At 64.5% G+C, this 23568-nt stretch carries 29 protein-coding genes; 15 read left to right on the top strand and 14 right to left on the bottom strand.

The window, feature by feature from the left end:
- Positions 1-30 precede the first annotated feature (30 nt).
- Positions 31-978, top strand: coding sequence for an NAD(P)-dependent oxidoreductase (locus tag BLT50_RS14780; RefSeq protein WP_090029478.1), 948 nt, complete (start codon positions 31-33; stop codon positions 976-978).
- 6 nt (positions 979-984) lie between these two features.
- Here BLT50_RS14780 and BLT50_RS14775 read toward each other — a convergent pair whose 3' ends face one another.
- The 5 genes from BLT50_RS14775 to BLT50_RS14755 all read right to left on the bottom strand — a co-directional run bounded on the left by BLT50_RS14775 (position 985) and on the right by BLT50_RS14755 (position 5110).
- Positions 985-2178 carry an alpha-D-ribose 1-methylphosphonate 5-triphosphate diphosphatase gene (locus BLT50_RS14775; RefSeq protein ID WP_090029477.1) on the bottom strand — a complete coding sequence of 398 codons (1194 nt, stop codon included), beginning with the start codon at positions 2176-2178 and terminating at the stop codon, positions 985-987.
- A gap of 70 nt (positions 2179-2248) precedes the next feature.
- Positions 2249-2794 (bottom strand): phosphonate metabolism protein/1,5-bisphosphokinase (PRPP-forming) PhnN, encoded by a 546-nt coding sequence (gene phnN / locus BLT50_RS14770; protein WP_090029476.1) that lies wholly within the window; start codon positions 2792-2794, stop codon positions 2249-2251.
- A complete protein-coding gene (phnL, locus tag BLT50_RS14765; protein WP_090029475.1) occupies positions 2791-3474 on the bottom strand; it encodes a phosphonate C-P lyase system protein PhnL in 684 nt (227 codons plus the stop codon). Before phnL ends, phnN begins: the two co-directional genes overlap by 4 nt.
- An 11-nt stretch (positions 3475-3485) precedes the next feature.
- A complete protein-coding gene (gene phnK / locus BLT50_RS14760; protein WP_090029474.1) occupies positions 3486-4256 on the bottom strand; it encodes a phosphonate C-P lyase system protein PhnK in 771 nt (256 codons plus the stop codon).
- On the bottom strand, positions 4253-5110 hold the full coding sequence (locus tag BLT50_RS14755) for an alpha-D-ribose 1-methylphosphonate 5-phosphate C-P-lyase PhnJ (RefSeq protein WP_090029473.1): 858 nt from the start codon (positions 5108-5110) through the stop codon (positions 4253-4255). Before BLT50_RS14755 ends, phnK begins: the two co-directional genes overlap by 4 nt.
- Before the next feature lie 47 nt (positions 5111-5157).
- Here BLT50_RS14755 and BLT50_RS19325 point away from each other — a divergent pair, with 47 nt between their 5' ends.
- Entirely contained in the window at positions 5158-5334 is a 177-nt protein-coding gene (locus BLT50_RS19325) for a hypothetical protein (protein WP_175491491.1), read from the top strand.
- A 9-nt stretch (positions 5335-5343) separates the two neighbouring features.
- Complete coding sequence (locus BLT50_RS19320; protein WP_175491490.1) at positions 5344-5499, top strand: hypothetical protein; 156 nt, start codon at positions 5344-5346, stop codon at positions 5497-5499.
- A 23-nt stretch (positions 5500-5522) separates the two neighbouring features.
- On the opposite strand, the gene BLT50_RS14750 is transcribed toward BLT50_RS19320, so the two are convergent.
- Genes BLT50_RS14750 through phnG form a run of 3 tightly spaced genes read right to left on the bottom strand, consistent with a single transcriptional unit; the run spans position 5523 to position 7665 of the window.
- Positions 5523-6620, bottom strand: coding sequence for a carbon-phosphorus lyase complex subunit (locus BLT50_RS14750; RefSeq protein ID WP_090029472.1), 1098 nt, complete (start codon positions 6618-6620; stop codon positions 5523-5525).
- Entirely contained in the window at positions 6620-7210 is a 591-nt protein-coding gene (gene phnH / locus BLT50_RS14745; protein WP_090029471.1) for a phosphonate C-P lyase system protein PhnH, read from the bottom strand. The genes BLT50_RS14750 and phnH overlap by 1 nt, the downstream gene beginning before the upstream one ends.
- Positions 7210-7665, bottom strand: coding sequence for a phosphonate C-P lyase system protein PhnG (gene phnG, locus BLT50_RS14740; protein ID WP_090029470.1), 456 nt, complete (start codon positions 7663-7665; stop codon positions 7210-7212). Before phnG ends, phnH begins: the two co-directional genes overlap by 1 nt.
- Positions 7666-7746: 81 nt before the next feature.
- Here phnG and phnF point away from each other — a divergent pair, with 81 nt between their 5' ends.
- Positions 7747-8478 (top strand): phosphonate metabolism transcriptional regulator PhnF, encoded by a 732-nt coding sequence (gene phnF / locus BLT50_RS14735; RefSeq protein ID WP_090029469.1) that lies wholly within the window; start codon positions 7747-7749, stop codon positions 8476-8478.
- Between the two features lie 9 nt (positions 8479-8487).
- Here phnF and BLT50_RS14730 read toward each other — a convergent pair whose 3' ends face one another.
- The 5 genes from BLT50_RS14730 to phnC all read right to left on the bottom strand — a co-directional run bounded on the left by BLT50_RS14730 (position 8488) and on the right by phnC (position 13141).
- Positions 8488-9105, bottom strand: coding sequence for an LbetaH domain-containing protein (locus tag BLT50_RS14730; protein WP_090029468.1), 618 nt, complete (start codon positions 9103-9105; stop codon positions 8488-8490).
- Position 9106: 1 nt separating this feature from the next.
- Positions 9107-10420: a phosphonate ABC transporter, permease protein PhnE gene (gene phnE, locus BLT50_RS14725; RefSeq protein WP_090029467.1), complete on the bottom strand. Its 1314-nt coding sequence runs from the start codon at positions 10418-10420 to the stop codon at positions 9107-9109.
- A complete protein-coding gene (gene phnE / locus BLT50_RS14720; protein ID WP_090029466.1) occupies positions 10417-11298 on the bottom strand; it encodes a phosphonate ABC transporter, permease protein PhnE in 882 nt (293 codons plus the stop codon). Before phnE (BLT50_RS14720) ends, phnE (BLT50_RS14725) begins: the two co-directional genes overlap by 4 nt.
- A 67-nt stretch (positions 11299-11365) precedes the next feature.
- The gene (phnD, locus tag BLT50_RS14715) at positions 11366-12271 is read right to left on the bottom strand and encodes a phosphonate ABC transporter substrate-binding protein (RefSeq protein WP_090029573.1); all 906 of its coding nucleotides are present in this window, start codon (positions 12269-12271) and stop codon (positions 11366-11368) included.
- A 57-nt stretch (positions 12272-12328) separates the two neighbouring features.
- Positions 12329-13141, bottom strand: coding sequence for a phosphonate ABC transporter ATP-binding protein (gene phnC, locus BLT50_RS14710; protein WP_090029465.1), 813 nt, complete (start codon positions 13139-13141; stop codon positions 12329-12331).
- Positions 13142-13430: 289 nt separating this feature from the next.
- Here phnC and BLT50_RS14705 point away from each other — a divergent pair, with 289 nt between their 5' ends.
- Positions 13431-13664 carry a hypothetical protein gene (locus tag BLT50_RS14705; RefSeq protein WP_245723404.1) on the top strand — a complete coding sequence of 78 codons (234 nt, stop codon included), beginning with the start codon at positions 13431-13433 and terminating at the stop codon, positions 13662-13664.
- A 114-nt stretch (positions 13665-13778) separates the two neighbouring features.
- Complete coding sequence (locus BLT50_RS14700) at positions 13779-14186, top strand: cupredoxin domain-containing protein (RefSeq protein ID WP_090029464.1); 408 nt, start codon at positions 13779-13781, stop codon at positions 14184-14186.
- Here the strand turns inward: BLT50_RS14700 and BLT50_RS14695 are convergent, their stop codons facing one another.
- Complete coding sequence (locus tag BLT50_RS14695; RefSeq protein ID WP_090029463.1) at positions 14187-14855, bottom strand: SOS response-associated peptidase; 669 nt, start codon at positions 14853-14855, stop codon at positions 14187-14189.
- Positions 14856-14997: 142 nt separating this feature from the next.
- Here BLT50_RS14695 and pobA point away from each other — a divergent pair, with 142 nt between their 5' ends.
- The 9 genes from pobA (at position 14998) to BLT50_RS14650 (ending at position 23568) form a co-directional block, all read left to right on the top strand.
- Complete coding sequence (gene pobA, locus BLT50_RS14690) at positions 14998-16167, top strand: 4-hydroxybenzoate 3-monooxygenase (RefSeq protein WP_090029462.1); 1170 nt, start codon at positions 14998-15000, stop codon at positions 16165-16167.
- On the top strand, positions 16167-16955 hold the full coding sequence (gene pcaD, locus BLT50_RS14685; protein WP_090029461.1) for a 3-oxoadipate enol-lactonase: 789 nt from the start codon (positions 16167-16169) through the stop codon (positions 16953-16955). Before pobA ends, pcaD begins: the two co-directional genes overlap by 1 nt.
- The gene (gene pcaC, locus BLT50_RS14680) at positions 16948-17328 is read left to right on the top strand and encodes a 4-carboxymuconolactone decarboxylase (protein WP_090029460.1); all 381 of its coding nucleotides are present in this window, start codon (positions 16948-16950) and stop codon (positions 17326-17328) included. Before pcaD ends, pcaC begins: the two co-directional genes overlap by 8 nt.
- A complete protein-coding gene (pcaH, locus tag BLT50_RS14675; RefSeq protein ID WP_090029459.1) occupies positions 17325-18056 on the top strand; it encodes a protocatechuate 3,4-dioxygenase subunit beta in 732 nt (243 codons plus the stop codon). The genes pcaC and pcaH overlap by 4 nt, the downstream gene beginning before the upstream one ends.
- 1 nt (position 18057) lies before the next feature.
- Entirely contained in the window at positions 18058-18657 is a 600-nt protein-coding gene (gene pcaG, locus BLT50_RS14670; RefSeq protein ID WP_090029458.1) for a protocatechuate 3,4-dioxygenase subunit alpha, read from the top strand.
- 49 nt (positions 18658-18706) lie between these two features.
- Positions 18707-19195: a HugZ family pyridoxamine 5'-phosphate oxidase gene (locus BLT50_RS14665; protein WP_090029457.1), complete on the top strand. Its 489-nt coding sequence runs from the start codon at positions 18707-18709 to the stop codon at positions 19193-19195.
- 43 nt (positions 19196-19238) lie between these two features.
- Complete coding sequence (locus BLT50_RS14660) at positions 19239-19949, top strand: alpha/beta fold hydrolase (RefSeq protein WP_090029456.1); 711 nt, start codon at positions 19239-19241, stop codon at positions 19947-19949.
- A gap of 3 nt (positions 19950-19952) precedes the next feature.
- On the top strand, positions 19953-21284 hold the full coding sequence (locus tag BLT50_RS14655; protein ID WP_090029455.1) for a lyase family protein: 1332 nt from the start codon (positions 19953-19955) through the stop codon (positions 21282-21284).
- 247 nt (positions 21285-21531) lie between these two features.
- Positions 21532-23568, top strand: coding sequence for an NADH:flavin oxidoreductase (locus BLT50_RS14650; protein WP_090029571.1), 2037 nt, complete (start codon positions 21532-21534; stop codon positions 23566-23568).

The raw sequence follows: 23568 nt of genomic DNA, 5'->3' as shown, positions 1-23568 counted from the left end.
GCGGCGCCCGAAGCGAAAAGGAGAAATTCAATGAAAACCGGCTTCATCGGTCTGGGCAGCGTGGGCGGCAAGCTCGCCGGCAGCCTGTTGCGCAACGGGATCGACCTGACGGTTCTGGATCTCGACGAAGGCCGGGTGGCCGAGTTCGCCGCCCGTGGCGCGCAGCCGGGCCAAAGCCCCGCCGCCATGATGCGGGATTGCGATGTGGTGATCACCTGCCTGCCGTCGCCCGCCGCATCCGACGCGGTCGTCACGCAATTGCTGCCCGAGATGGGACCGGGCAAGATATGGATGGAGATGTCGACCACGGACGCGGACGAGGTTCTGCGCCTGGGCGCGCTGGTGGCGGAAACCGGCGGGCAGGCCGTCGAATGCCCAGTCTCGGGCGGGTGCCACCGGGCGGATACCGGCAACATCTCGATCTTCGCGGGCGGCGACCGCGACTCCGTGGAACGCGTCTTTCCCCTGCTCAAGCATCTGGGCCGGCGCATCCTGCATACCGGCCCACTGGGAACGGCGTCCAAGCTGAAGGTGATGACCAACTATCTTGCCACGGTGAACCTGCTGTCGCTCTGCGAGGCGCTGACCACGATGAAGGCCGCGGGGCTGGACCTTGCCGTCACCTACGAGGCGATCCGCGCCAGTTCCGGCAACTCGTTTGTGCATGAAACCGAAAGCCAGCTGATCCTGTCGGGGTCGCGCGACGTGAATTTCACGATGGACCTTGTGCAAAAGGACATCGGCCTGTTTCAGAAACTGGCCGACACCCATGGTGTGCCGCTCGAGATATCGCCGCTGATCATCGACATCATGTCGGACGGTCAGGCCCGGTTCGGCACCCGCGCGCAATCCGACCGCATCATCGAGCGGCTCGAAGAGGCGACCGGCCTTTCGATCCTGGCCGACGGGTTCCCGACCGAGCTGATCGACGATGAACCCGAAGAGGAAGGATACGAGATCACGCGCGGCCGTGCCTGATCCCGATCAGGCGACGCGCCGCCCGCAGCTCCAGACGCCGCGGAGGATCGGGGTCTGCCCCGCTTGCCCAACGCGCAGCACATCTCCGCGCAGTCCGGTTTCCAGCCTGCCGCGATCGGTCAGCCCTGCAGCCCTTGCCGGGTTTTCGGTCACGCAGGCCACCGCGCGGGGCAGATCGCCCCAGATCTCGGACAGGCGGAAGGCCGACAGCAACAGCGCCGAAGGCACGTAATCGGATGACACGATATCCAGAAAACCGGCCTGCGCCAATTCGATCGCAGCCACGTTGCCCGAATGCGACCCGCCACGGATCAGGTTCGGCGCCCCCATCATCACCGCGATGCCATGGGAATTGCAGGCCTCGGCCGCCTCGATCGTCGTGGGGAATTCGGCAAAGCCCACGCCATTGGAATGCGATTGCGCAACCTGTTCGGACGTTGTGTCGTCGTGGCTGGCCAACACCGCCCCATAGCGGCGCGCTTCGACCACGGCGCCGGCTTCGTGGCGCGCGCCGTAAAGCCGCTGCAGTTCCTTCAGATTCGCGACATGCTCGGCGAACTCGCCATCGCTCATGCCGCGCTTTTTCGAAACATAGGTGCGCAGCGCGCCCAGATCGCGGAACTGCCGCTGGCCCGGTGTGTGATCCATAAGGCTGACGATCCCGATCCGGTCCTCGGGACCGAACTGGGCCATTTCCTCGAGCAGGGTTTCAGAACAGATTTCGGCCCGCAGGTGCAGAAAATGGCTGATTTTCAGGTGCCCGGCCGCACGGATTGCCAACAGCTCGTCCGCCAGCTTGCGGGCATAGGCGCCATAGCGCGCCTTGCTGTCATGAATGGAGCCCACCCGCAGCGCGTCGAACACGGTCGTGATCCCGGTCGATGCCAACTCGCCGTCATGCGCAAGGATCGCCGGAAGGTGCGGCCAATCTACCGCCGGGCGCGGTTCGATGTGACGTTCAAGGTTGTCGGTATGCAACTCGACCAGGCCAGGCAACACGAGATCGCCCGCACAATCCACTGCACCCTGCGGCACCTGATCGCCCTCGGCGATTTCAGCGATCTTCCCGTCTTCGATAAGGACGCTGCCGGTTATCACCATATCGTGCAGGACAAGTCGGGCATTTGCGAGGCGCAGGCTCTCGCCGCTGGACGCATGATCCGCGCCATCACGCGCGGTTTTCGTGAACAACGAGTTCATGACTGCCCCCTTTCAAGGGTTACCCTGACCCGGCCGGACACCGGGATGTTTCGTTTCGTCTGGCCCATGGTCAGGCCCTTTCCTTTTGCAAGGCGGCAAGCGCCTGCGCGACCGCGTGTTCCAGCGGGCCGTCATTGACGACTGTCACGACATCCAGCCCCGAAGGCAAAGGTTTGGACGCCTGCGCCAGCCTCCCGGCGATCTCTTCGGCGGTTTCGCGCCCGCGGCCTGCCAGGCGGCGGGCCAGAACCTCGGGCGCGGCGATCACGTTCATGACGACGAGGCGGGGAAACACTTCGGCTGCGCGCGGCAACGCGCTGCGCGACAGGTTGGCCACGCGATCCGCGCCGCCGCGGACGGTCTGCAACACGCCGGCCGGCAAGCCGTACTGCATCCCGTGGGCCGCCCAGTGCAGGCAAAAGGCGCCCCGTTGGACCGCCTCGGCAAACGCCTCGGGTGTCGCCGGGTCGAAGTCTTCGCCGCCCAGCGCGGCATCGCGCGTGATCACACGGCGAACGCGGCGCAATGCCGGCGCCGCCGCAAGCAGGCCATCGATCAGGCTGTCCTTGCCGACGCCCGACGGCCCGACGACCGCGATCAGCCGCCCCCCGTTCATGCTGCGCAGGCCGGGCTGAACCGGCTGACATCGATTTCCCGGTCGCAGACGCGGGCGCGGGCGGCCTCGTCGTGGAAAATCCCGACAATCGCTGCACCGCGGGCCTTGGCCTCCTCGATCAGGGACAGCACGACCTCGCGGTTGGCGGCATCGAGGCTCGCCGTCGGTTCGTCCAGCAGCATCGCGGGATAGGCATGGGCAAACCCGCGCGCGATGTTCACGCGCTGTTGCTCGCCCCCGGAAAACGTGGTCGGCGACAGCGACCAGAGCCGCTCGGGTATGTTCAGACGGGACAGCAACTCGCGTGCCCGCGCCTGCGCGGCGTCCTGCGCGACCCCGACCGCGCGCAGCGGCTCGGCCACCACGTCGATCGTCGGCACGCGCGGCACCACGCGCAGGAACTGGCTGACATAGCCCAGAACATCGCGGCGGATGCGGATCACGTCACGCGGCTCGGCCTGCACAAGGTCGACGCCGCCCACATTGATGACACCGGCCTGCGCCCTGTAATTGCCATAGATCATGCGCATGAGGGTGGATTTACCTGCCCCGGAAGCACCGGTCAGCGCGACGCATTCGCCCGGTGCAACGGACAGCGTCACCCCGGTCAGAACCTCGATCACGGCGCTGCCCTGGTTGTGCAGGGTAAAAGTCTTCGAAACATCCTGAAGGTCGATCATCCTGTTTCCCCTCACACCTGAAGAACCGAGCTGACCAGAAGCTGCGTATAGGCATGCTGCGGGTCGTCCAGCACCTGGTCCGTCAGACCGGCTTCGACCACATGGCCGGATTTCATCACCATCAGCCGGTCGGCCAACAGCCGGACAACCGCCAGGTCATGCGTCACGATAATGGCGGAAAGGCCCATGTCGCGCACAAGCCCGCGCAACAGATCGAGAAGCCGCGCCTGAACGCTGACATCCAGCCCCCCGGTAGGTTCATCCATGAACACCAGCCGCGGTCCCGTCACCAGGTTCCGCGCGATCTGCAAACGCTGTTGCATACCGCCGGAGAACGTGGTCGGACGGTCGTCGATCCGGCCCGGCGCGATCTCGACGCGTTCCAGCCAGTCGATGGCCTTGTCGCGGATGTTGCCGTAATGGCGGTCACCCACCGCCATCAGCCGTTCGCCGACATTGCCGCCGGCGCTCACACCCATGCGCAACCCGTCGCGCGCGTGCTGGTGCACGAAGGCCCAGTCCGTGCGGCCCAGCATCCGGCGCTCGGGCTCGGACATGGTCACGGTGTCGCGCGGGCCATCGGCGCGGGTGTCGAAGATAACCCGCCCCGCATCCGGCGCCAGATGCCCGGCCAGGCAATTGAGCAGCGTGGACTTGCCCGATCCGCTTTCGCCGACGATCCCCATCACCTCGCCGGGATAGAGATCGAACGATACATCCGCGCATCCGATATGCGCACCATAGCGCTTGGTGACGCCTTGAACCGACAGCAACGGGGTCATGCCGCATCCTTTCCGCGATGGCCCTGCGCCTGCCGCGTTTCACAATAATCAGTGTCGGAACAGACGAACATCCGCCCGCCCGCATCATCGGTGATCACTTCGTCGAGATAGCTGTCCACCGACCCGCACAATCCGCAAGGGTGATCGGCCTTGGACGCCTCGAACGGGTGATCCTCGAAATCGAGGCTCACAACCTTGGAATAGGGCGGCAGCGCATAGATACGCTGTTCGCGCCCGGCCCCGAACAACTGGATCGCCGCGCAATCACCCAACTTGGGATTGTCGAATTTCGGGATCGGCGACGGGTCCATCACATAGCGCCCCTCGACCTTCACAGGATAAGCATAGGAGGTCGCGATATGGCCGTGGCGGCTGATATCCTCGTAAAGCTTCACATGCATCAGCCCGTATTCTTCCAGGCTGTGCATCTTGCGTGTCTCGCTTTCGCGCGGCTCGAGAAAGCGCAGCGGCTCGGGGATCGGCACCTGGTAGACCAGGATCTGCCCTTCGGACAGCGGCACCTCGGGGATGCGGTGGCGGGTCTGGATGACGGTGGCCTCTGCGGTCGCGGTGGTCGTGGCAACGCCTGCGGTGCGCTCGAAAAAGCTGCGGATGGAAACGGCGTTGGTCGTGTCGTCCGCGCCCTGGTCGATCACCTTGAACCGGTCATCGGGCGTCAGCACGGCCGCGCTGACCTGAACGCCGCCCGTGCCCCAGCCATAGGGCATCGGCATTTCGCGGCTGGCAAAAGGCACCTGGTATCCGGGGATCGCGAGCCCCTTCAGGATCGCGTGGCGGATCATCCGCTTGGTCTGTTCGTCGAGATAGGCGAAATTGTAGGCTTGATCTGTCACGATATGGCCACTTTCGTTTTGCAGGTTGCGCGCGAGGGAGAGGTACGATGACGCAGGACGATCGCGGCTGGGGCAAGCTGCTCAAGTTCATGTTTTCCGGGGCGCCCGGTTCTTTCGTCCTCTGGGGCATCCTGGTCTATGGCGTCTGGGCGACATTCTACACCAATTGGCGGGACCATGACGGCGGCGCGCCCTGGCATTTTCGCAGCAGGCGCGACAAGTGAGACACGCCAGTGATTGATCTCCTCAAGGATCATCCGGGCGCCATCGTCGTGATCGGCCTGGCATCCTATGTGCTGGGTCATGTCATCTTTGGCCGGTATGACCCCGCCGCGCCGCGGAAATGGTATGACCTGCGCCGCATCGACCCGAGGAAAGAGCGCAAGTAACGGCGCGTTGTGCCGGTCCGGGATCATTCCGCCGCCTCCTGCAGGCTGTCCACACCGGCCTCGCGGCGCAGTTTGCGCACCAATTCCAACTCGGACTGGAAATCGACGTAGTGGGGCAGCTTGATATGCTCCAGAAAGCCCGTCGCCTGAATGTTGTCGGAGTGATAGAGGACAAATTCCGCGTCCTGCGCCGGGGCACCCTGGTAATCTTCGCCCAGCTCTTCCCAACGCAGCGCCCGGTCGACCAGTGCCATCGAAATCGCCTTGCGCTCGGTCTGGCCAAAGACAAGGCCGTAGCCGCGCGTGAATTGCGGCGGTTCGGTTTTGGAACCGGTGAACTGGTTGACGGTTTCGCATTCGGTCAGGGTGATTTCCCCGATCTCGATCGAGAAACCCAGTCCGGGTATCTCCATTTCCACCGGAACCGTGCCGATACGCAACTCCCCCACGAAGGCGTGGTTGCGGGCATAGCCACGCTGCGTCGAATAGGCGAGCGACAGGGTAAATCCCTCGTCCGCGCGGGTCAGCGCCTGAAGGCGAAGGGCGCGGTCCGCGGGCATCTCCAACGGCTCGCGCGTCAGGTCGGGCGGCAGGCTGTCTTCGCGGGGGGCCTCTTCGATCAGGCCCTCACGGTTCAGAAAGCCGGTGACATGCGGCACCGCCGCCGGTGCCACCCCTTCGACCGCGGGTGCCGGGTGGGCGTCTTCGCCCCCTTCGGCGGCAAGTTTGAAATCCAGCAGGCGGTGCGTGTAGTCGAATGTCGGCCCCAGGATCTGCCCGCCTGGCAAGTCCTTGAACGTGGCCGATATCCGCCGGTCGCAGGCCATCTCGGCGGTCTCGACCGGCAGGGTCGATCCGAAACGCGGCAGCGTCGTGCGGTAGGCGCGGATCAGGAACACCGCCTCGATCAGGTCACCGCGCGCCTGCTTGATCGCAAGCGCGGCCAGATCGGGATCGTAGAGCGAGCCCTCGGCCATCACCCGGTTTACCGCCAGGCTAAGCTGTTCGCGGATCTGCGCGACAGACAATTCCGCCACGGCCGTGTCGCCGCGGCGTTCCTCGGCCAGCCAGGCATGGGCATTTCGAATGGCAGCCTCGCCGCCTTTGACCGCGACATACATCAGGCCACCTCTTTCGTTTCGGTCGGCGCGTGAACGCGGGTCGAACGCGGCAAGCCCGCGATGCGCGCATCGCAGGTGAACAGGAAATCCAGCCCCAGCGGAAAATGCGCGCCGTTGCTTTGGAAGGCGTCTGTTTCAGGCAGGGACAGGCGCGCGGTATCCCGTATGCCGGGACCAGTCAGCACCGGGCCTTCATTGGCAAGAACAGGGGTTTCCACGATCAGCGTCGCAGATCTGTCCGGGTAGTCCGCCGATCCGTGGGAATAGGCAGAAAGCGGTGTCAGCGCCGCCCAATCGCCCAATGCGAACATGCATTCGCCCGGCCCGACCAGCGGCGCGCAGGTGTGAAACGCGACCCAGGACCGCACCGCTTCGCAATCGGCGCCCCCCGCAAGATAAAGCGGCGTGGTGCCGTCGCACAGCGTCAGCAAAACCGCACCTGCCGCCGGCGACAGCGGCGCAGGCGGTCGCGCACCTTCGATGGCATGAATCGTGCCCGGGCGCGCCAAGGCCTCCATCACGCTGCGAAAGGCATGGGCCGCGTCTGCGGCAGGGTTGCCAAATCCACCCTCCAGATACTGTGGATGCATCAATCCTCTCCCCGGACCATCGTGAAAAATTCGACCTTCGTCGCCGCGGCCCTGGCCGCCCGCGCCTGCGCGGCACCCGCCAGTTCGGCCTTGAGCGGGGCAATCACGGCCTCGCGCAGGTCATCCGCGCGTTCCGTCTGCATCAGGGCGTCGATCAGCGCCGCCGCTTCGGCATCGTCCTTGCGACGACCCTGCAGATAGGCATGCCCCACCTCACCGCCAGCAAGCTTCAGAGCGCAGCGCGTGACCGTCATTTCGCCCAGGTTGAAAGGCGCGCCCGTGCCCCCGGCACGGCCCTGGACCATCACGCTGCCGATTTCCGGCGGTCGCAGCCAGGTAAAGTCCGGCCGCGCCTGGACTGCATCCAGCAGTGCCGCAACGCGCCCGGCCGGCGCCTTGGCGAACAGGCCCATCCAGGCCTTGCGCTCGGCATTTGTATCTACGGTGTCTTTCATCTCGACAACTTCGGCCTTATCTATACAACTAGACATATCATAGCAGATTCCCCCACCGGGCACAGCGGAGAATTGTGAATTTTGAATGACACGGCCAAAGAACCGCGCCATCGCACGCCGATCTGGCAAGCCATTGCGAACACGTTGCGCAACGACATTTCCGAGGGCCGGTATCAGACCGGGGACAAGCTCCCGACCGAGGCATCGCTCGCGGCCCGTTTCAGTGTGAACAGGCACACCGTTCGCCACGCCCTGGCGCATCTCGTGGACGAAGGTCTGGTGCGCACCCGGCGGGGCGCCGGTGCCTTTGTCGCGGCGCGGCCCACCGATTATCCCATCGGGGCGCGCGTCCGGTTTCACGAAAACCTGCTGGCGGCCGGGCGCCGCCCCGCCAAGCGCATTCTGGACATCGAAACCCGCGCCGCCACCGCGGGCGAGGCGCGCGCGCTTGGCATCGCCGTCGGCGACAAGGTATGCGCCTATCACGGTCTGTCGCTTGCCGACGAAACGCCCATCGCCGTTTTCGAAAGCATCTTTCCCATCGAAAGGCTGCCCGGCATCGACCAGGCCCTGACCGAAGTCAGCAGCGTGACCGAGGCGCTGATCCGTGTCGGTGTAAACGATTTCACGCGCGCCTCCACCCGCCTCACCGCCGTGCGCGCCGATGCGGCGCAAGCCATCGTGCTGCACCTGCGCGAGGGCGATCCGATCCTCCGCTCGACCGGGGTCAACGTGGACGAACACGGCATTCCCGTCGAATACGGCCGAACCTTCTTTGCCGGCGACCGTGTGACCCTGACGCTCGACGCCTGAACGGCGCGCCTAGCCGCCGTGTTTTTCAAGGAACGCTTCGGCCTTCAACGCGCGGAAATCCTCCAGCGCCGCGCGCAGGGCGTCGTGCGGCCAATCCCACCAGGCCAGTGCGATCAGCCTGTCCGCGATTGCGCGCGGCTGTCTTTTACGCAGCGGACGGGCCGGAGTGCCCGCAACGATGGTGTAGGGCGCGACATCGCGTGTCACCACCGCCCCAGCCGCCACAACCGCGCCATGCCCCAGCGTCACCTCGGGCATGACCAGGGCGTGCGCGCCGATCCAGGTATCGTGCCCGATATGGGCCAGCCGCGACTTGCGGTGTGCAAAGAACGCTTCGTCGCGCGCGGCATCGTCCCAATAGTCGTCCGACCGGTAGAGGAAATGATGGCAGGCCGCGGTGTCCAGGGGATGATCCGTGGCGCCGATCCGCGAAAACGCGGCGATGTTGGCGAATTTGCCGATCCGGGCGTTGGCGATATCGGCGTATCGGTCGCAATAGGAATAGTCGCCGAATGCGCTGTGCGCGACACGCGACCCCGCGCCGATTTCAACGTAAGCCCCGAAGGTGCTGTCGGTTATCGTGCAGCCGTCGTGGATAACGGCCGCATCTGGTTTCAGTCGCGCCATGTCAGTCCTTTCTGCCGATCAAACGGCCCCGGAGCCAGCCCGAGAACCAATCCATCAGCATGACCATCGCGATGACAAGGATGATGTAATACGCGACCTCTTCCCAATCCTTCTGGGTCTGGATCGCCTGTGTCAGCATAAGGCCGATCCCGCCGCCCGTGATCGCGCCGATGATCGTGGCCGAACGCGTGTTGGATTCAAGGAAATACAGAACCTGCGCCAGCAAAACGGGAACCACCTGTGGGATCACGCCGAAACGATAGCGCTGCAGAGGCTTCGCCCCGGTCGAGGACACGCCCTCGATCTGTTTCTGGTCGACGTTTTCCAGCGCCTCCGAGAAGATCTTGCCAAAGGTGCCCATGTCGGTGATCAGGATCGCCAACGACCCGGTAAGGGGCCCAGGGCCGAAGGCGCGCGCCAGAACGACAGTCCAGATCAACGCATCCACACCGCGCACGAAATCGAAAATCCGTCGCGTCAGGCTGCGCAGGGCCACGAACGGGGTGAAACGGCGCGCCGCCAGAAAGGCGAGCGGCAAGGCAATCAGCGCGGCCCCCATCGTTCCGAGAAACGCCATCAGGATCGTTTCCCCGATGGCCCAGGCAACATCCTTGTGCCGCCACATCGGGTTGTTCCACCAATCCGACAAAGCGCCCGAGATATTGGCCCGTTCGGGATCGATCCGATCCCCGAACAGGATGCGCGTCAGGGACTGACCGTGATAGGGGCTCTCGAAGGTGAACCAGAACAGCTCCCACCCAGGGAAATAGTTGAAAACCTCGGTCTTCGATCCCGTCATCGTGATCCGCCCCTCGGGCGTCGTGACCGCCACCCGCCGGTCCGAGGCGTTGATCCAGTCGGGCACGTCCTCCCCAAGGTTGGTGGTGACGCGCCGCCCCTCGGCCTGCGCTTCGATCAGGCCAAAGCCGGGAATCTCGATCTCGGTCCGGTTCGCCGGCAAAAGCCGCACGGCATACCCCTTGCCCAGATCGACGGTCACGACGTCATCACCCGTCACCCAGTCGGGGCGCGCACCTTCGGGATAAGCGCCCTTGCGTTCGCCTTCCACGGCATAATCTATCGCGCCGGTGGCGTTCGACCGCGTGACATGCACCTTGTAGGACCAGCTGTCCGATGCCAGCGTCACAGCGTTGTCCCAGTTGGCCCGCTTGACCAGCCCCGGAATGTCGAACGCCACGAACACATAGGCAAAGTAGACGGCGATAAGAACGGGCACCGCCAGCGCGACAAGGCGCTTGCGCCGGATCAGGCCCTCGGCGCCGGACTTCACGAAATCCAGATCGGCGGTCGTCATGCGTGGCCCCCTTCGGTCAGACGGTTGCGATAGCGGCTGGACAGCTGATCGAAGAACACGATCGTGCCGAACAGAAGGATGAAGATGGCCGCGGCCTCGTCGAAACGGCCTGGCCCCCAGGCCATCGCGTTGCGCAGCTCGTAGCCAAGCCCGCCCGCGCCGACAAAACCCAGGATGGCCGAGGCGCGAATGTTGATCTCGAACCGCAGCAGCGCATAGCTGAGGTAATTCGGCGCGACCTGCGGCAGGATCCCAAGCCACATGCGCTGCGACCACGTTGCCCCCGTCGAGGCCAGCCCTTCGACAGGTTTGAGATCGGCGTTTTCCGCGACTTCGGAAAACATCTTGCCCAGCGCCCCGGCTGTGTGAATGGCGATGGCGATCATCGCAGGGACAGGCCCACCGCCCAGCACGAAGATAAGCACAAGCGCGATAACGATCTCGGGCACCGCGCGCATGACGTCCATCAGGCGGCGGAAAACCGGGATCAGCCGCGGCCACCGCGCCAGACCGCGCGTCGACAACAGCGACAGCACCAGCCCCGCGCAGGCGCCGATAAGCGTGGACACGGCGGCGATATTGATTGTCTCGATCAGCGCGGGAAAAAAGCGCTGCATCAGCGCGGGCAGATCCGCGCGCTTGGCCCAGGCCTCGCTTAACACGGCGGCGGGATAGTCTCCGATCTGGTGCAGCCCGTCCCAGAACCCGCCGGCGTTGCGGTCATCCGCCACGACAAAGCCTGACACCATCAACAGCACGAAGATCATCAGCGTCAGCCCGCCATAAAGGCGGCGGCGCTGCACCTGAACCATGTAGGAAGATTGGATCGCGTCGAGCGTGGCGGGGCTGTCGGCCTTGCCCAGGGCGGCGTCGGTCATAGGGTACCTCGGATCGGAAAAAACCGGCGGCCACCATGGGCCGCCGGGTCTGTGTCATCAGGACGGATCAGCCGCCGATCTTGGCCTTACGCGCCTCGATCACCGACAGATAGGTTTCGTGATCGACCGGCTGGAAGCCCAGCGTTTCACCGGCTGCAACGCCATAGGCGCATTCCTGGTCACGCTCATGCAGACCGTCGACCAGCGCGGTCATCTTGGCCTTAACCTCGGCAGGCAGCGCCTTGCGCAGAACGACGGGGCCTTCGGGGATGACCTTGGATTTCCAGATCTGCACCAGCTCGTTCATGTCGACGAGGCCCGCATCCACGGCCTTGCGCAGCGCGCCCGAGTTATAGCCGTCTTCCCAGTTGCCCTGCGCATCCGCCCAGGTCACGCCGCCGTCGATGTCACCGTTGTAGACCGCGACGATCGTCTGTTCGTGCCCACCGGTGAACTTCACCTCACCGAAGTAATCGCCCGATTTCATCGAGGCGCCGGTCTGCGCCGGAATCTCGATCGACGGGATCAGGTAGCCGCTGGTCGAGTTCGGATCGCCGAAACCGAACACCTTGCCCTTCATGTCTTCCAGCGAGGTGATGCCGGAATCCTTGCGGGCGAAACCGATCGAGTGGTAGCCGATGGAGCCGTCCATGTTGACCTTGACCAGCACCGGTTCGACCGCTTCGGGATCCTGCAGGTAGGTTGCAGCATACCCCGACGCACCCAGCCAGGCCATGTCGATGGTGCCGCCCAGCAGGCCCTGGATGACGCCGTTGTAGTCGGCGGGCGCGAACAGCTTGACTTCGACGCCCAGCTCTTCCGCGGCATAGTCCTGCAGGCACGAATAGCTGTTCATCCGGTCCTGCGCGTTTTCGCCACCCAGGATGCCGATACGGAATTCGGTGATGTCCTGCGCGTGTGCCGCGCCGGTCAGCACGGTGGTGGCCAGGATAAGGGCGAGGGTCTTTTTCATCATCATCTCCATTGCGTGATGGGGTTTTGCCCGCGCGTCTGCGGGCGGGCGACTGGCTCAGGCAGGGACCGCGCTGCGCGGTTTCGTCCTGTCCAGCGTTTCGATTTCGGTGGAAGTCGCGGCTTCGGAAAAGCCGGCGCCGGCGCCGTAGATGTCGCGCGCGACGCCCGTCGTAAGCTGTTGGGGCGTGCCGTCGAACACGATGCGCCCGTCACGCATTCCGATCACCCGGTCGCAATACCGCCGCGCGGTGTCCAGCGTGTGCAGGTTCGCGATCACCATGCGCCCGTCCTCTTCATGGATACGGCGAAGCGCCTCCATGACGATCTGTGCGTTCATCGGATCGAGCGAGGCGATGGGTTCGTCCGCAAGGATCACGGCCGGATCCTGCATCAGCGCGCGGGCAATCGCGACGCGCTGCTGCTGACCGCCGGAAAGCGCCTCGGCACGTTTCGGTGCCTGTTCCGCAATACCAAGACGGTCCAGGATTTCTATCGCCCGGTGAATGTCGGCCTGCGGATACAGGTTGAACATCGTCGCAAGGGTCGAGCGGCGGTTCAGCGTCCCGTGCAGCACGTTCGACACGACATCCATGCGCGGAACAAGGTTGAACTGCTGAAAGATCATCGCACAGCGCGACTGCCATTCACGCCGATCTGCGCCCCGCAAGGTGGTGATGTCGCGCCCTTCGAAAAGGATCGCACCCGTCGTGGCATCGCTCAGGCGGTTCAGCATGCGCAGGAGCGTGGATTTCCCCGCCCCGGAACGGCCGATGACGCCGATCATCATCGGGCGGTCGACCGTGAAACTCGCCGAGTCCACCGCAGTCTTTTCGCCAAAGGCCTTTGTCAGGCATCGTACTTCAAGCATCGCATCCCCCGGTTTCTGCAGGGCGGATACCGGGCGCGCGACAAAGTTTCTTGACGGTTTTGACTCAGGCTTTTGAAGCTTTTGAAACAAAGCTGTGACAGATGCCTGCCCCGCAATGGCGGCACGCCATACGAAGCGATTGGCATTCATGGGCTTTTTCGAACTGTCCACAGGATGTCATTAAACCGTTACAAATCGCCCGCCCCGGTGCTAGGCTCCTCGCATGCGCATGAAACTCGCAATTCTCGCCGCCAGTCTTTCGCTCGCTCCGCTTTGCGCCAGCGCCCAATTGGCTGATGTCATCTGCGATGACACCGCGCGGCTGGAACAACGGCTGACGCAGACTCATGGCGCCGAAAAGCATGGACAGGGCCTGCGCGGCCCGGATGCCATTCTGCAAGTCTGGATTTCTCCGCGCAGCGGCGACTGGACGCTTGTGCAAAGCTACGCCAACGGCACATCCTGTATCGTGGCCATGGGGGAGCATTGGGAAACCCTGCTGCCGCCCGCAGATCCGGCCTGATCAGGGCTGGCGGCGGCCTCGGGGCGGGGCTGCCCTATTCTTGCCGCATTTCGCGCATATCCCTTCAATCATGATTCTGTGACGGGTGGGGCGCTTGTTGACAGGAGATACAACATGCTACGCAAAACTGCTGCCGCGGCGCTTGCATTGGGTCTGATTTCCGGTAGCGCATATGCGACCGAGCATGAAGTCGCCATTGTTGCCGGTGCATTTTACCCCGAAATTACCTACGTCCAGCCAGGTGACACGGTCGTGATCTACAACGCCGACGACGTGCCGCGTAAGGTGTTCGGCGACACGTTCCACTTCGTGACACCAAACCTGCACACCGGTGAGGAATACACCCTGACCGTCACCGAAGGCATGCCGAACGAATATTTCGGCAAGTCTTTCGCCGACGATGACAGCGGCGAAAGCTTCGGCGAAGGCGTGACCGACGCCGAGCAGATTGCCGACAGCGACGAAGACGGCAAGAAGATGCGCGGCGTCCTTAGCTTCGCCCCGCCGCCGCTCGACGAGTGATCAAACCGATGCCAGCGGCCGGATCAGATCCGGCCCCTCGGCGCGGTTCGAATTGACGCGTGGATCGACACGCCATGCAGTCAGGCTGCCTTCAGGGGCGGCCTGAAGGCATTTTGCGGCCCCTGTGCCCTCCTCGCCCAGCCACAGTCCCCATTGATCCGGCTCGAGGATCACCGGCTGCCTGTGATGGATTGCGGAAATATCCGCGCTCGCCTCGGTCGTGACGATGGCACAGGTCGGCATCCTGGCTTCCTCCGGGCCCCACATCTGCCAGACGGCGGCGAAAATCATCGGCTGCCCGTCACTTCGCGTGACGTACCAGGGCAGGCGCTGACCATCACCGTTCTTTTCCCATTCGTAGAACCCGTCTGCCGGGATCAGGCAGCGCCGCTTGCGTACCGCGCTTCGGAAAGCAGGTTTGTCGGCAATCGTTTCAGCCCGCGCATTGATCAATAGCGGCCCGTCCGTGGGGCTTTTGTACCAATGCGGCAGGAACCCCCAGCGCATTGCCCCGATCCGCCGCCCGCCCTCGCCGGACACAACGGAAAAGACCCGCGTGGTCGGGCAGATGTTGTAATCGGGCACATCCGGCAAGTCGTTGGCCAGCGTTGCGTTGAACAACTGCGCCATCGCGTCGGGGGGCAAGGTCAGGGCGAAACGTCCACACATGATCGCGATGCTATCCGATAATCACACGGTTCCAAAGACGGCACAGCGCGGGGATATCGCCCCCCGCACCCCTCGCTGCCAGAATTTAATTGACATAGTAAACTACTTTTGGAATCCTGCCATCAGCGAATAGGGAGGAGACATGCGTACACAGGTCGCAATCATCGGCGGCGGACCTTCGGGTCTATTGCTGTCGCAGCTGCTTTACACCAAGGGTATCGACAGCGTCGTGCTCGAACGCCGCTCGCGCGACTACGTATTGTCGCGCATCCGTGCCGGGGTTCTGGAAACCGGTTTCGTCGATCTCATGAAACAGGCGGGCGTCGCCGACCGGATGGAGCGCGAAGGCTTCGTTCATGACGGCACGCAGATCGCCTTTGACGGCGAGATGTTCCGCATCGACTTCAAGAAGCTGATCGGCAAGACGGTGATGGTCTATGGCCAGACCGAGGTGACGCGCGACCTTTACGACGCGCGCGATGCCGCGGGCGGCACGGTGCTGCACGAATGCTCGGCCGTGAACCCGCGCGATCTCGATACCGATGCGCCCTATGTCACGTTCCTGAAAGATGGGCAGGTCCATCGCCTCGATTGCGATTTCGTGGCCGGTTGCGACGGGTTCCACGGCCCCAGCCGGCAGGCGATACCGACCGATATCCGCCGAGAATACGAACGCACCTACCCGTTTGGCTGGCTGGGCATCCTGTCCGAAACGCCGCCGGTAGACGATGAGCTGATCTATGCCAATTCCGAACGCGGCTTTGCGCTGTGCTCGATGCGCAACGACAACCTCAGCCGCTATTACATCCAGTGCGATCTCAGCGACACGCCCGACGACTGGACGGACGACGCGTTCTGGGACGAGCTGAAACGCCGCATCCCCGACGAGGCCGCCGACAAGCTTGTCACCGGCCCGTCCATCGAAAAATCCATCGCCCCGCTGCGCAGCTTCGTGTGTGAACCGATGCGCTGGGGCCGTCTGTTCCTGGCCGGTGACGCCGCGCATATCGTGCCGCCCACCGGCGCCAAGGGCCTGAACACCGCCGCAAGCGACATCCACTATCTGTTCGAAGGGTTCGACCGCCACTACAATGATGGCGACAGCGACGCGCTTGACCGTTATTCGGAAAAGGCGCTGGCGCGGATCTGGAAAACCCAGCGCTTCAGCTGGTGGATGACGACGCAATTGCATCGTTTCCCCGACCAGACTGAATTCGACCTCAAGGTGCAGCAGGCCGAACTCGCCTTCCTGCGCGACAACGAGGCCGCGCAAAAGGCGCTGGCCGAAAGCTATACGGGGATGCCCTACTGATGCGCATTGCAGATTTGAATGGTTTCAAGGTCCACTACACCGACGAAGGCGACCCGAACGGCGCGCCCATCGTTTTCGCCAACTCTCTGGGTACCGACCTGCGCCTTTGGGACAAGATCGTGCCGATGCAGCCCGCCGGGCTGCGCATCATCCGCTACGACAAGCGCGGTCACGGCCTGACCCAGGCGACCCCCGCCCCCTACAAGATGGGCACGCTGGTCGGCGACCTCGAACAGTTGCTCGATCACCTCGGCGTGCGCGATTGCTTGCTGGTGGGCCTGTCGATCGGCGGAATGATCGCGCAGGGCCTTGCGGTCAAACGCATGGACATGGTGCGCGCCGTGGTGCTGTCGAACACCGGCGCCAAGATCGGCACCACCGAGATGTGGGATGACCGCATCGCCGCCGTGAACAAGGGCGGGATCGAAGCGCTGGCAGACGCGATCATGGAACGCTGGTTTTCGGCCCCTTTCCGCAAGACCGACGAATTTCACGCCTGGCGCAACATGCTGGTGCGGCAGACGCTCGATGGCTACGCCGGCTGCTCGGCTGCGATTTCCGGCACCGATTTCTACACGCCGACCAGCGGCCTGCGCCTGCCCGCACTGGGTATAGCCGGGTCCGAGGACGGCTCGACACCGCCCGATCTCGTGCGGGAAACGGTCGACCTGATCCCCGGATCGAAATTCGAACTGATCCGCGGTGCTGGCCACCTGCCATGCGTCGAAAAACCCGACGAATACGCCCGCATCCTCAATGACTTCATCCGGGACACCGGCCATGTCTGATCGCTACGACAGGGGCATGGAGATGCGCCGCACCGTTCTGGGCGACGCCCATGTGGACCGCGCCGAAGCCGCCAAGACCCCGTTCGACGAACCGTTCCAGACCCTGATCACCGAAGGCGCCTGGGGCACCGTCTGGGCATCCGACGGCATCAGCCCGCGCGAACGCTCGATGCTGACGCTTGCGCTGCTGGCGGCCACCGGAAATTTCGAGGAAATCCCGATGCACATCCGCGCCACCGCACGCACCGGCGCCAGCAAGACCGATGTGCTCGAAGCGTTCCAGCACGTCGCGATCTACGCCGGCGTGCCCCGCGCGAACCACGCGCTGAAACTGGCAAAACAGACCTATGCCGAGATGGAGGAAAACGAATGACCGATCTGGGCCCCCTGGTCCCTCGGCAAAGGGACATGCACCCCGTCCCTTACGACCCGGACTACAAGACCTCCGTCCCGCGCAGCCCGAAATGGCCGCTGCTGTCCATGGAATCCACCCCGAGCGAGGAAACCGGCCCGCGTTTCGGCCATTCGATGCTGGGCCCGCTGGACAACAACCTGATCCTGAACTTCAGCGGCGACCCCGGCAAACCGGCGGTGGGGGAACGCATCCTGATGCATGGCCGCGTCATGGACGAATACGGCCGCCCCGTGCCAAACACCCTGATCGAGATCTGGCAGGCCAATGCCGGCGGGCGGTATCGCCATATCAAGGATACGTATTTCGCCCCGCTCGATCCCAATTTCGGCGGCTGCGGGCGCACCATCACCGACGATCAGGGCCGCTACCAGTTCCTGACCATCCGCCCCGGCGCCTATCCCTGGCCCAACCGCGCGAACGATTGGCGGCCCATGCACATCCACATCTCGGTCTTCGGTCACAGCTTCGGCCAGCGCCTGATCACCCAGATGTATTTCGAAGGCGACCCGCTGATCGACCGCTGCCCCATCGCCGCGACGATCAAGAAACGCAGTCAGCTCGACCGGCTGGTCGCGCCGCTCGACATGACGATGGCCCGGCCGCTCGATTTCCTGGCCTACAAGTTCGACATCGTCCTGCGCGGCCGCCGTCAGACCATGTTCGAAAACAAGCTTGAGGGGATGTAGGATGACCCAGCCACTCGACACGCTGATCGAAACGCCCTCGCAAACCGGGGGGCCCTACGTCCATATCGGCTGCATCCCCACTTTCGCGGGCATCGACGGCGTCTATCCCGAAGATCTCGGGTTTTCGCCCATCGAAGACGGCGCCAAGGGGGAAATCGTCACCATCACCGGCCAGGTGATCGACGGCACCGGCTGGGCGCTGCGAGATGCGCTGCTGGAAAGCTGGCAGGCCGATGCGGCGGGCAAATACCCCGGGCAGGACGGTGCCGATCCCAAGGTCGGCGGGTTCTGCCGCTTCGCCGCCGACAAGGACAGCGGCGAATTCACCCTGCGCACCGTGAAACCGGGACCGACCCCGACACGCGGCGGGGCGGCCCAGGCGCCGCATATCTCGGTCTGGATCGCCGCACGCGGGATCAATATCGGCCTGCACACCCGCATCTATTTCGAGGATGAGGACAACGAAAACGATCCTCTCCTGTCACGGATCGAACAGCGCAATCGCGTGCCGACGCTGATCGCCAAAAAGACGGGTCCGGGCGCCTACCGGTTCGACATCCGCCTTCAGGGCGAAGGTGAAACCGTGTTCCTCGACATCTGACAAGAAGCGGGGCGGTGCCTGAACCGCCCCGACACCCGCGCCGCGCACAATGCCCGACAATGACCCCTTCCAACCTGCCGATGACACGGCCCGCCAAACCGCGCGCGACCTGATCGCGTCGGCCACCCATGCCGCATTGGCGGTGATACGCCCGGGAACCACCCTGCCGTCCGTCAGCCGCATCGCTATGGCAACCGACAGCGACGGCGCTCCGGTCAGCCTGATCTCATCGCTTGCGCCGCACACCCGGGCGCTGGAGGTCACGCCCGATTGCGCCCTGCTGGTTGGCGAGCCGGGCGACAAGGGTGACCCGCTCACCCATCCCCGCCTGACGCTGCATGCCCGCGCGATCATGATCGGGCACGACGATCCCGCCCACGCGGCCATGCGTGCCCGCTATCTGCAACTGCGGCCGAAATCCAAACTCTATATCGACTTCGCCGATTTCCGCCTTGTGCGCTTTGATATCACCGATGCGCTGCTGAACGGCGGATTCGGCAAGGCATACCGCCTGACGGCCCAGGACATCGCGCGATGAAGCCCTGTTCCCGTTCCCCGCAATCCGTGCGAAAAGACCGGGCATGAGCAATTTTCTTCTGATCCACGGCGCGGCCCATGGCGCCTGGTGCTGGCGCGACGTGATCCCCGAACTCACCGCGCTGGGGCACACCGCACATGCCATCGACCTGCCCGGCCACGGGCAGGACAAAACCCCGTATTCCGAGGTCACGCTGGACGGTTATGCCGATGCCGTCGTGGACGCGCTCGACGCACCCGCGATCGTGGTCGGTCATTCCATGGGCGGCTACCCGATCACGCTCGCCGCCGAACGCGCACCGGAAAAGGTGCAGATGCTGATCTATCTCTGCGCCTATGTGCCCAAACCGGGCCTCAGCCTGTCGCAGATGCGCATGGAAGCGCCCTATCAGCCGCTACTGCCGCATATCCGCATGACCGAAGACAAAAAGGGCTGGACGGTGCCCCGCGCGGACCTGCACGATCTGTTCTATCACGATTGCCCGCCCGGCACAGTCGACTACGCCGCCGAAAACCTCTGCGTCCAGGCCACGCAGCCGACCTCGGTTCCGGTCGAGATCACGGATCGCTCGGCCCATGTCCCGCGCCGCTACATCCGCTGCGCCGACGACCGCACGATCCCGCCGGAATACCAGGTGACGATGACGCAGGACTGGCCCGCCGATCACGTCGTCACGATGGATTGCGCACATTCGCCGTTTTTCGCGAAACCGCGCGATCTGGCCGCAATACTGCACGATTTCGCAAAGGGGTAAGCCATGGCCGGATCGGTTTTCGACAGCCCGCTCTATCACAAGCTCTTTCCCGCAGGCGAGGCGTCGCGGCTGTTCACCGACACCGCCGAAATCCGCGCCATGCTGCTGGTCCAGGGGGCGCTGGCCCGCGTCCAGGGCGATCTGGGCGTGATCCCCGAAACCGCCGCCGCCTTCATCCACCGCGCGGCGATGGAGGTACAGATCGACCCCGCCGCCCTGTCCGACGCAACCGGGCAGAACGGCGTCACCGTCCCGGGCCTGGTCGCCGCCTTCCGCAAGGCGATGGAGGCCCCCGAACACGCACAGTACCTGCACTGGGGCGCCACCAGCCAGGACATCATGGACACCGGGCTGATGCTGCGCCTGCGCCAGTTTCTGACGATCCTCGAACAGGACATCCGCACCACGCTGCACGCACTTGCCGCGCTGGCGGAAACCCATGCCGAAACGCCGATGGCCGCGCGCACCTATGGCCAGCACGCGACCCCCAGCAGCTTCGGCGCACAGGTGGCCGGCTGGGGCCAGCCCCTTCTGGCGCTGCTGGGCGAGCTGCCCGCATTGCGCAGCCATCTTTGCGTGTCCCTGTCGGGCGCGGCGGGAACCGCGGCCGCGCTTGGCACGCAAGCCCCGGAAATCCGCGCCCGCCTGGCCGAGGCCCTCGGCCTGAACGATCCCGGCATCAGCTGGCACGCGAACCGCACCGGTCTGCAGGCGATCTGCGCCTGGGCGACACGGCTTGCCACAGCCTGCGGCAAGATGGGCGAAGACCTTGTGCTGCTGACACAATCCGGCATTGGCGAGGTAGTTCTGGACGGCGCGGGAGGTTCCTCCACGATGCCCCAGAAACAAAACCCCGTCGGGCCATCGGCAATGGCGGCTCTGGCCCGCCAGATCGTCGCGCTCAATGGTGTGATGCAGGGCGCCGGCCTGCACCGCGAAGCGCGCGACGGCACCGCATGGTTCAGTGAATGGCTCACGTTTCCCCAACTCTGCCTGGGCACAGCCGCGGCGCTGACCCATGCCGGACGCCTGGCCGGAACCATCCGGCCCGACACGGCCGCGATGCTGGGCGCGCTCGATCAGGGTCAGGGCCTCATCCACGCCGAGGCGCTGTCTTTCCGCCTGGCCGAAACCCTGCCCCGCCCAAAGGCCCAGGCCGAGGTCAAGGCCCTATGCAAGCGCGCGATCTCCGAAGGCACCGATCTCGCCGCACTGGCGCGCACCACCTTTCCCGACCTCGCTCTCGATGACATTTTCGATCCGGCACGGCAGATGGGCCAGGCCCCGGCAATCGCCCGACACTTCGCGCAAACGGTTGCGGCCCTGCGCGACTGATCCCTTCATCTTGCCGAAAATACTCATGCTCGACCGTCCGCACGGGGCGCGCGCGCAATGGGCTGACGCGCACCGGTCCCACCGGAACCCGCCCGAGCGCCGCAGCCGCAGGCGAGGACGCGAGACATGCCTTGCGGCGCAGCCGCGCCTTGGGATCGCGTTCGCGACACGCGATGTCGCAAGGCTTGCTTGACACGGCATGGCACAGGCGAAACCCTGCAGGCGGACGCAGCAAAAGGCCAACGGCATGTCGAACGATCCGCTTCTCCAGCCCTATAAGCTCAAACACCTGACACTCAAGAACCGGATCATGACCACCTCGCATGAACCGGCCTATCCCGAGGATGGTTTGCCCAAGGATCGCTACCGCGCCTACCACGTCGAACGTGCAAAGGGCGGCGTTGCGATGACCATGACCGCGGGCTCAGCCATCGTCAGCCGCGACAGCCCGCCCGCCTTCAACAACGTGCTGGCCTATCGCGACGAGGTGGTCCCCTGGCTGAAAAAGCTCGCCGACGAATGCCACGATCACGGCTGCGCGGTGATGATCCAGCTCACGCATCTGGGCTGGCGCACCGGCTGGAACAAAGGCGACTGGCTGCCCTCGCTTGCCCCCTCTGGCCTGCGCGAACCGGCCCACCGCGCCTTTCCCAAGGTGATGGAGGATTGGGATATCGCACGCATCATCGCCGATTACGCCGACGCCGCGGAAAGGATGCAGGCGGCGGGGCTCGACGGGATCGAACTCGAAGCTTACGGCCACCTGATGGATGCCTTCTGGTCGCGCCGCCAGAACGCGCTGGATGGCCCCTATAACGGTGATCTCGACGCGCGGATGAAATTCTCGCTCGATGTGCTGGACGCGATCCGCGACCGCGTGGGCCCCGATTTCATCGTCGGACTGCGCTACACCGCCGACGATCTTGCCCCCGACGGCATCACCACCGAGGAAGGAATCGAAATCGGCAAACGCCTGCGCGACAGCGGGCAGGTGGATTTCCTGAACGTGATCCGGGGCCGTGTCGAAACCGACGCCGACCTGACCGACGTGATCCCTGTGCAGGGCATGGCCTACGCACCCCATCTCGATTTCGCGGGCCGTATCCGTGCCGAGGTGGGCCTGCCGACATTCCATGCCGCGCGCATCCCCGATGTCGCGACCGCACGTCATGCCGTGGCCACCGGGCAGCTGGACATGGTCGGCATGACACGCGCACATATCGCCGATCCGCATATCGTCCAGAAAATCATGGCCGGGCGCGAGGACGACATCCGCCCCTGCGTCGGCGCCACCTATTGCCTCGACCGCATATACCAGGGCGGCGAGGCGCTGTGCATCCACAACGCTGCCACCGGGCGCGAGCTTGAGCTGCCGCAGATCATCCCGGCTGCCGACAGTTCGAAACGGGTCGTCATCGTCGGTGCCGGCCCCGGCGGGCTCGAAGCCGCGCGCGTCGCCGCCGAGCGCGGCCACAAGGTGACCGTCTTCGAAGCCGCCGACCGGCCCGGCGGCCAGGTGCGCCTGACCGCACAGGACAAGCGCCGCGCCGAGATGATCGGCATCATCGACTGGCGCATGGCGCAATGCGCCGCGCGCGACGTGGAATTCCGTTTCAACACCTGGGCCGAGGCTGCGGATGTGACGGCGCTTGACCCCGACATCGTGATCGTCGCCACCGGCGGACTGCCGAACACCGAGATACTCGAAGCCGGCAACGATCTTGTCGTCAGCACCTGGGATATCCTGTCGGGCGATGCAAAGCCCGGGCAGGATGTGCTGATCTTCGACGATGCGGGCGACCACCCTGCCCTGATGGCCGCGGAAATCATCGCCAATGCCGGCGCGCAGGTCGAGATCATGACCCCCGACCGCAGCTTCGCACCCGAAGTGATGGGCATGAACCTCGTGCCCTACATGCGCAGCCTGCAGGACAAGAAGGCCCGTTTCACCGTGACCTGGCGGCTGAAATCCGTGGCACGCGACGGCAACCGCCTGGCCGCCACGATCGGCACCGATTACAGCGCCCACACGGAAACACGCCATTTCGACCAGGTGGTGGTGAATCACGGGACGGTGCCGCTGGACGATCTCTATTTCGATCTCAAGCCGCTGTCGCGCAATCTCGGCGAACTCGACCACGCCGCGTTCATAGCACGCCAGCCGCAGGCGCTGGACAGGAACGCCGATGGCGGTTTCCGCCTGTTTCGCATCGGCGACGCGGTCAGCGCCCGAAACACCCACGCGGCGATCTATGACGCGCTGCGGCTGATGGCGGCGAATTGA

The organism is Lutimaribacter saemankumensis, from assembly GCF_900100005.1.
Lineage (GTDB): Bacteria > Pseudomonadota > Alphaproteobacteria > Rhodobacterales > Rhodobacteraceae > Lutimaribacter > Lutimaribacter saemankumensis.
The sequence above is the reverse complement of the archived record's forward strand: the minus strand, read 5'-3'. Positions and strand labels throughout refer to the sequence as shown.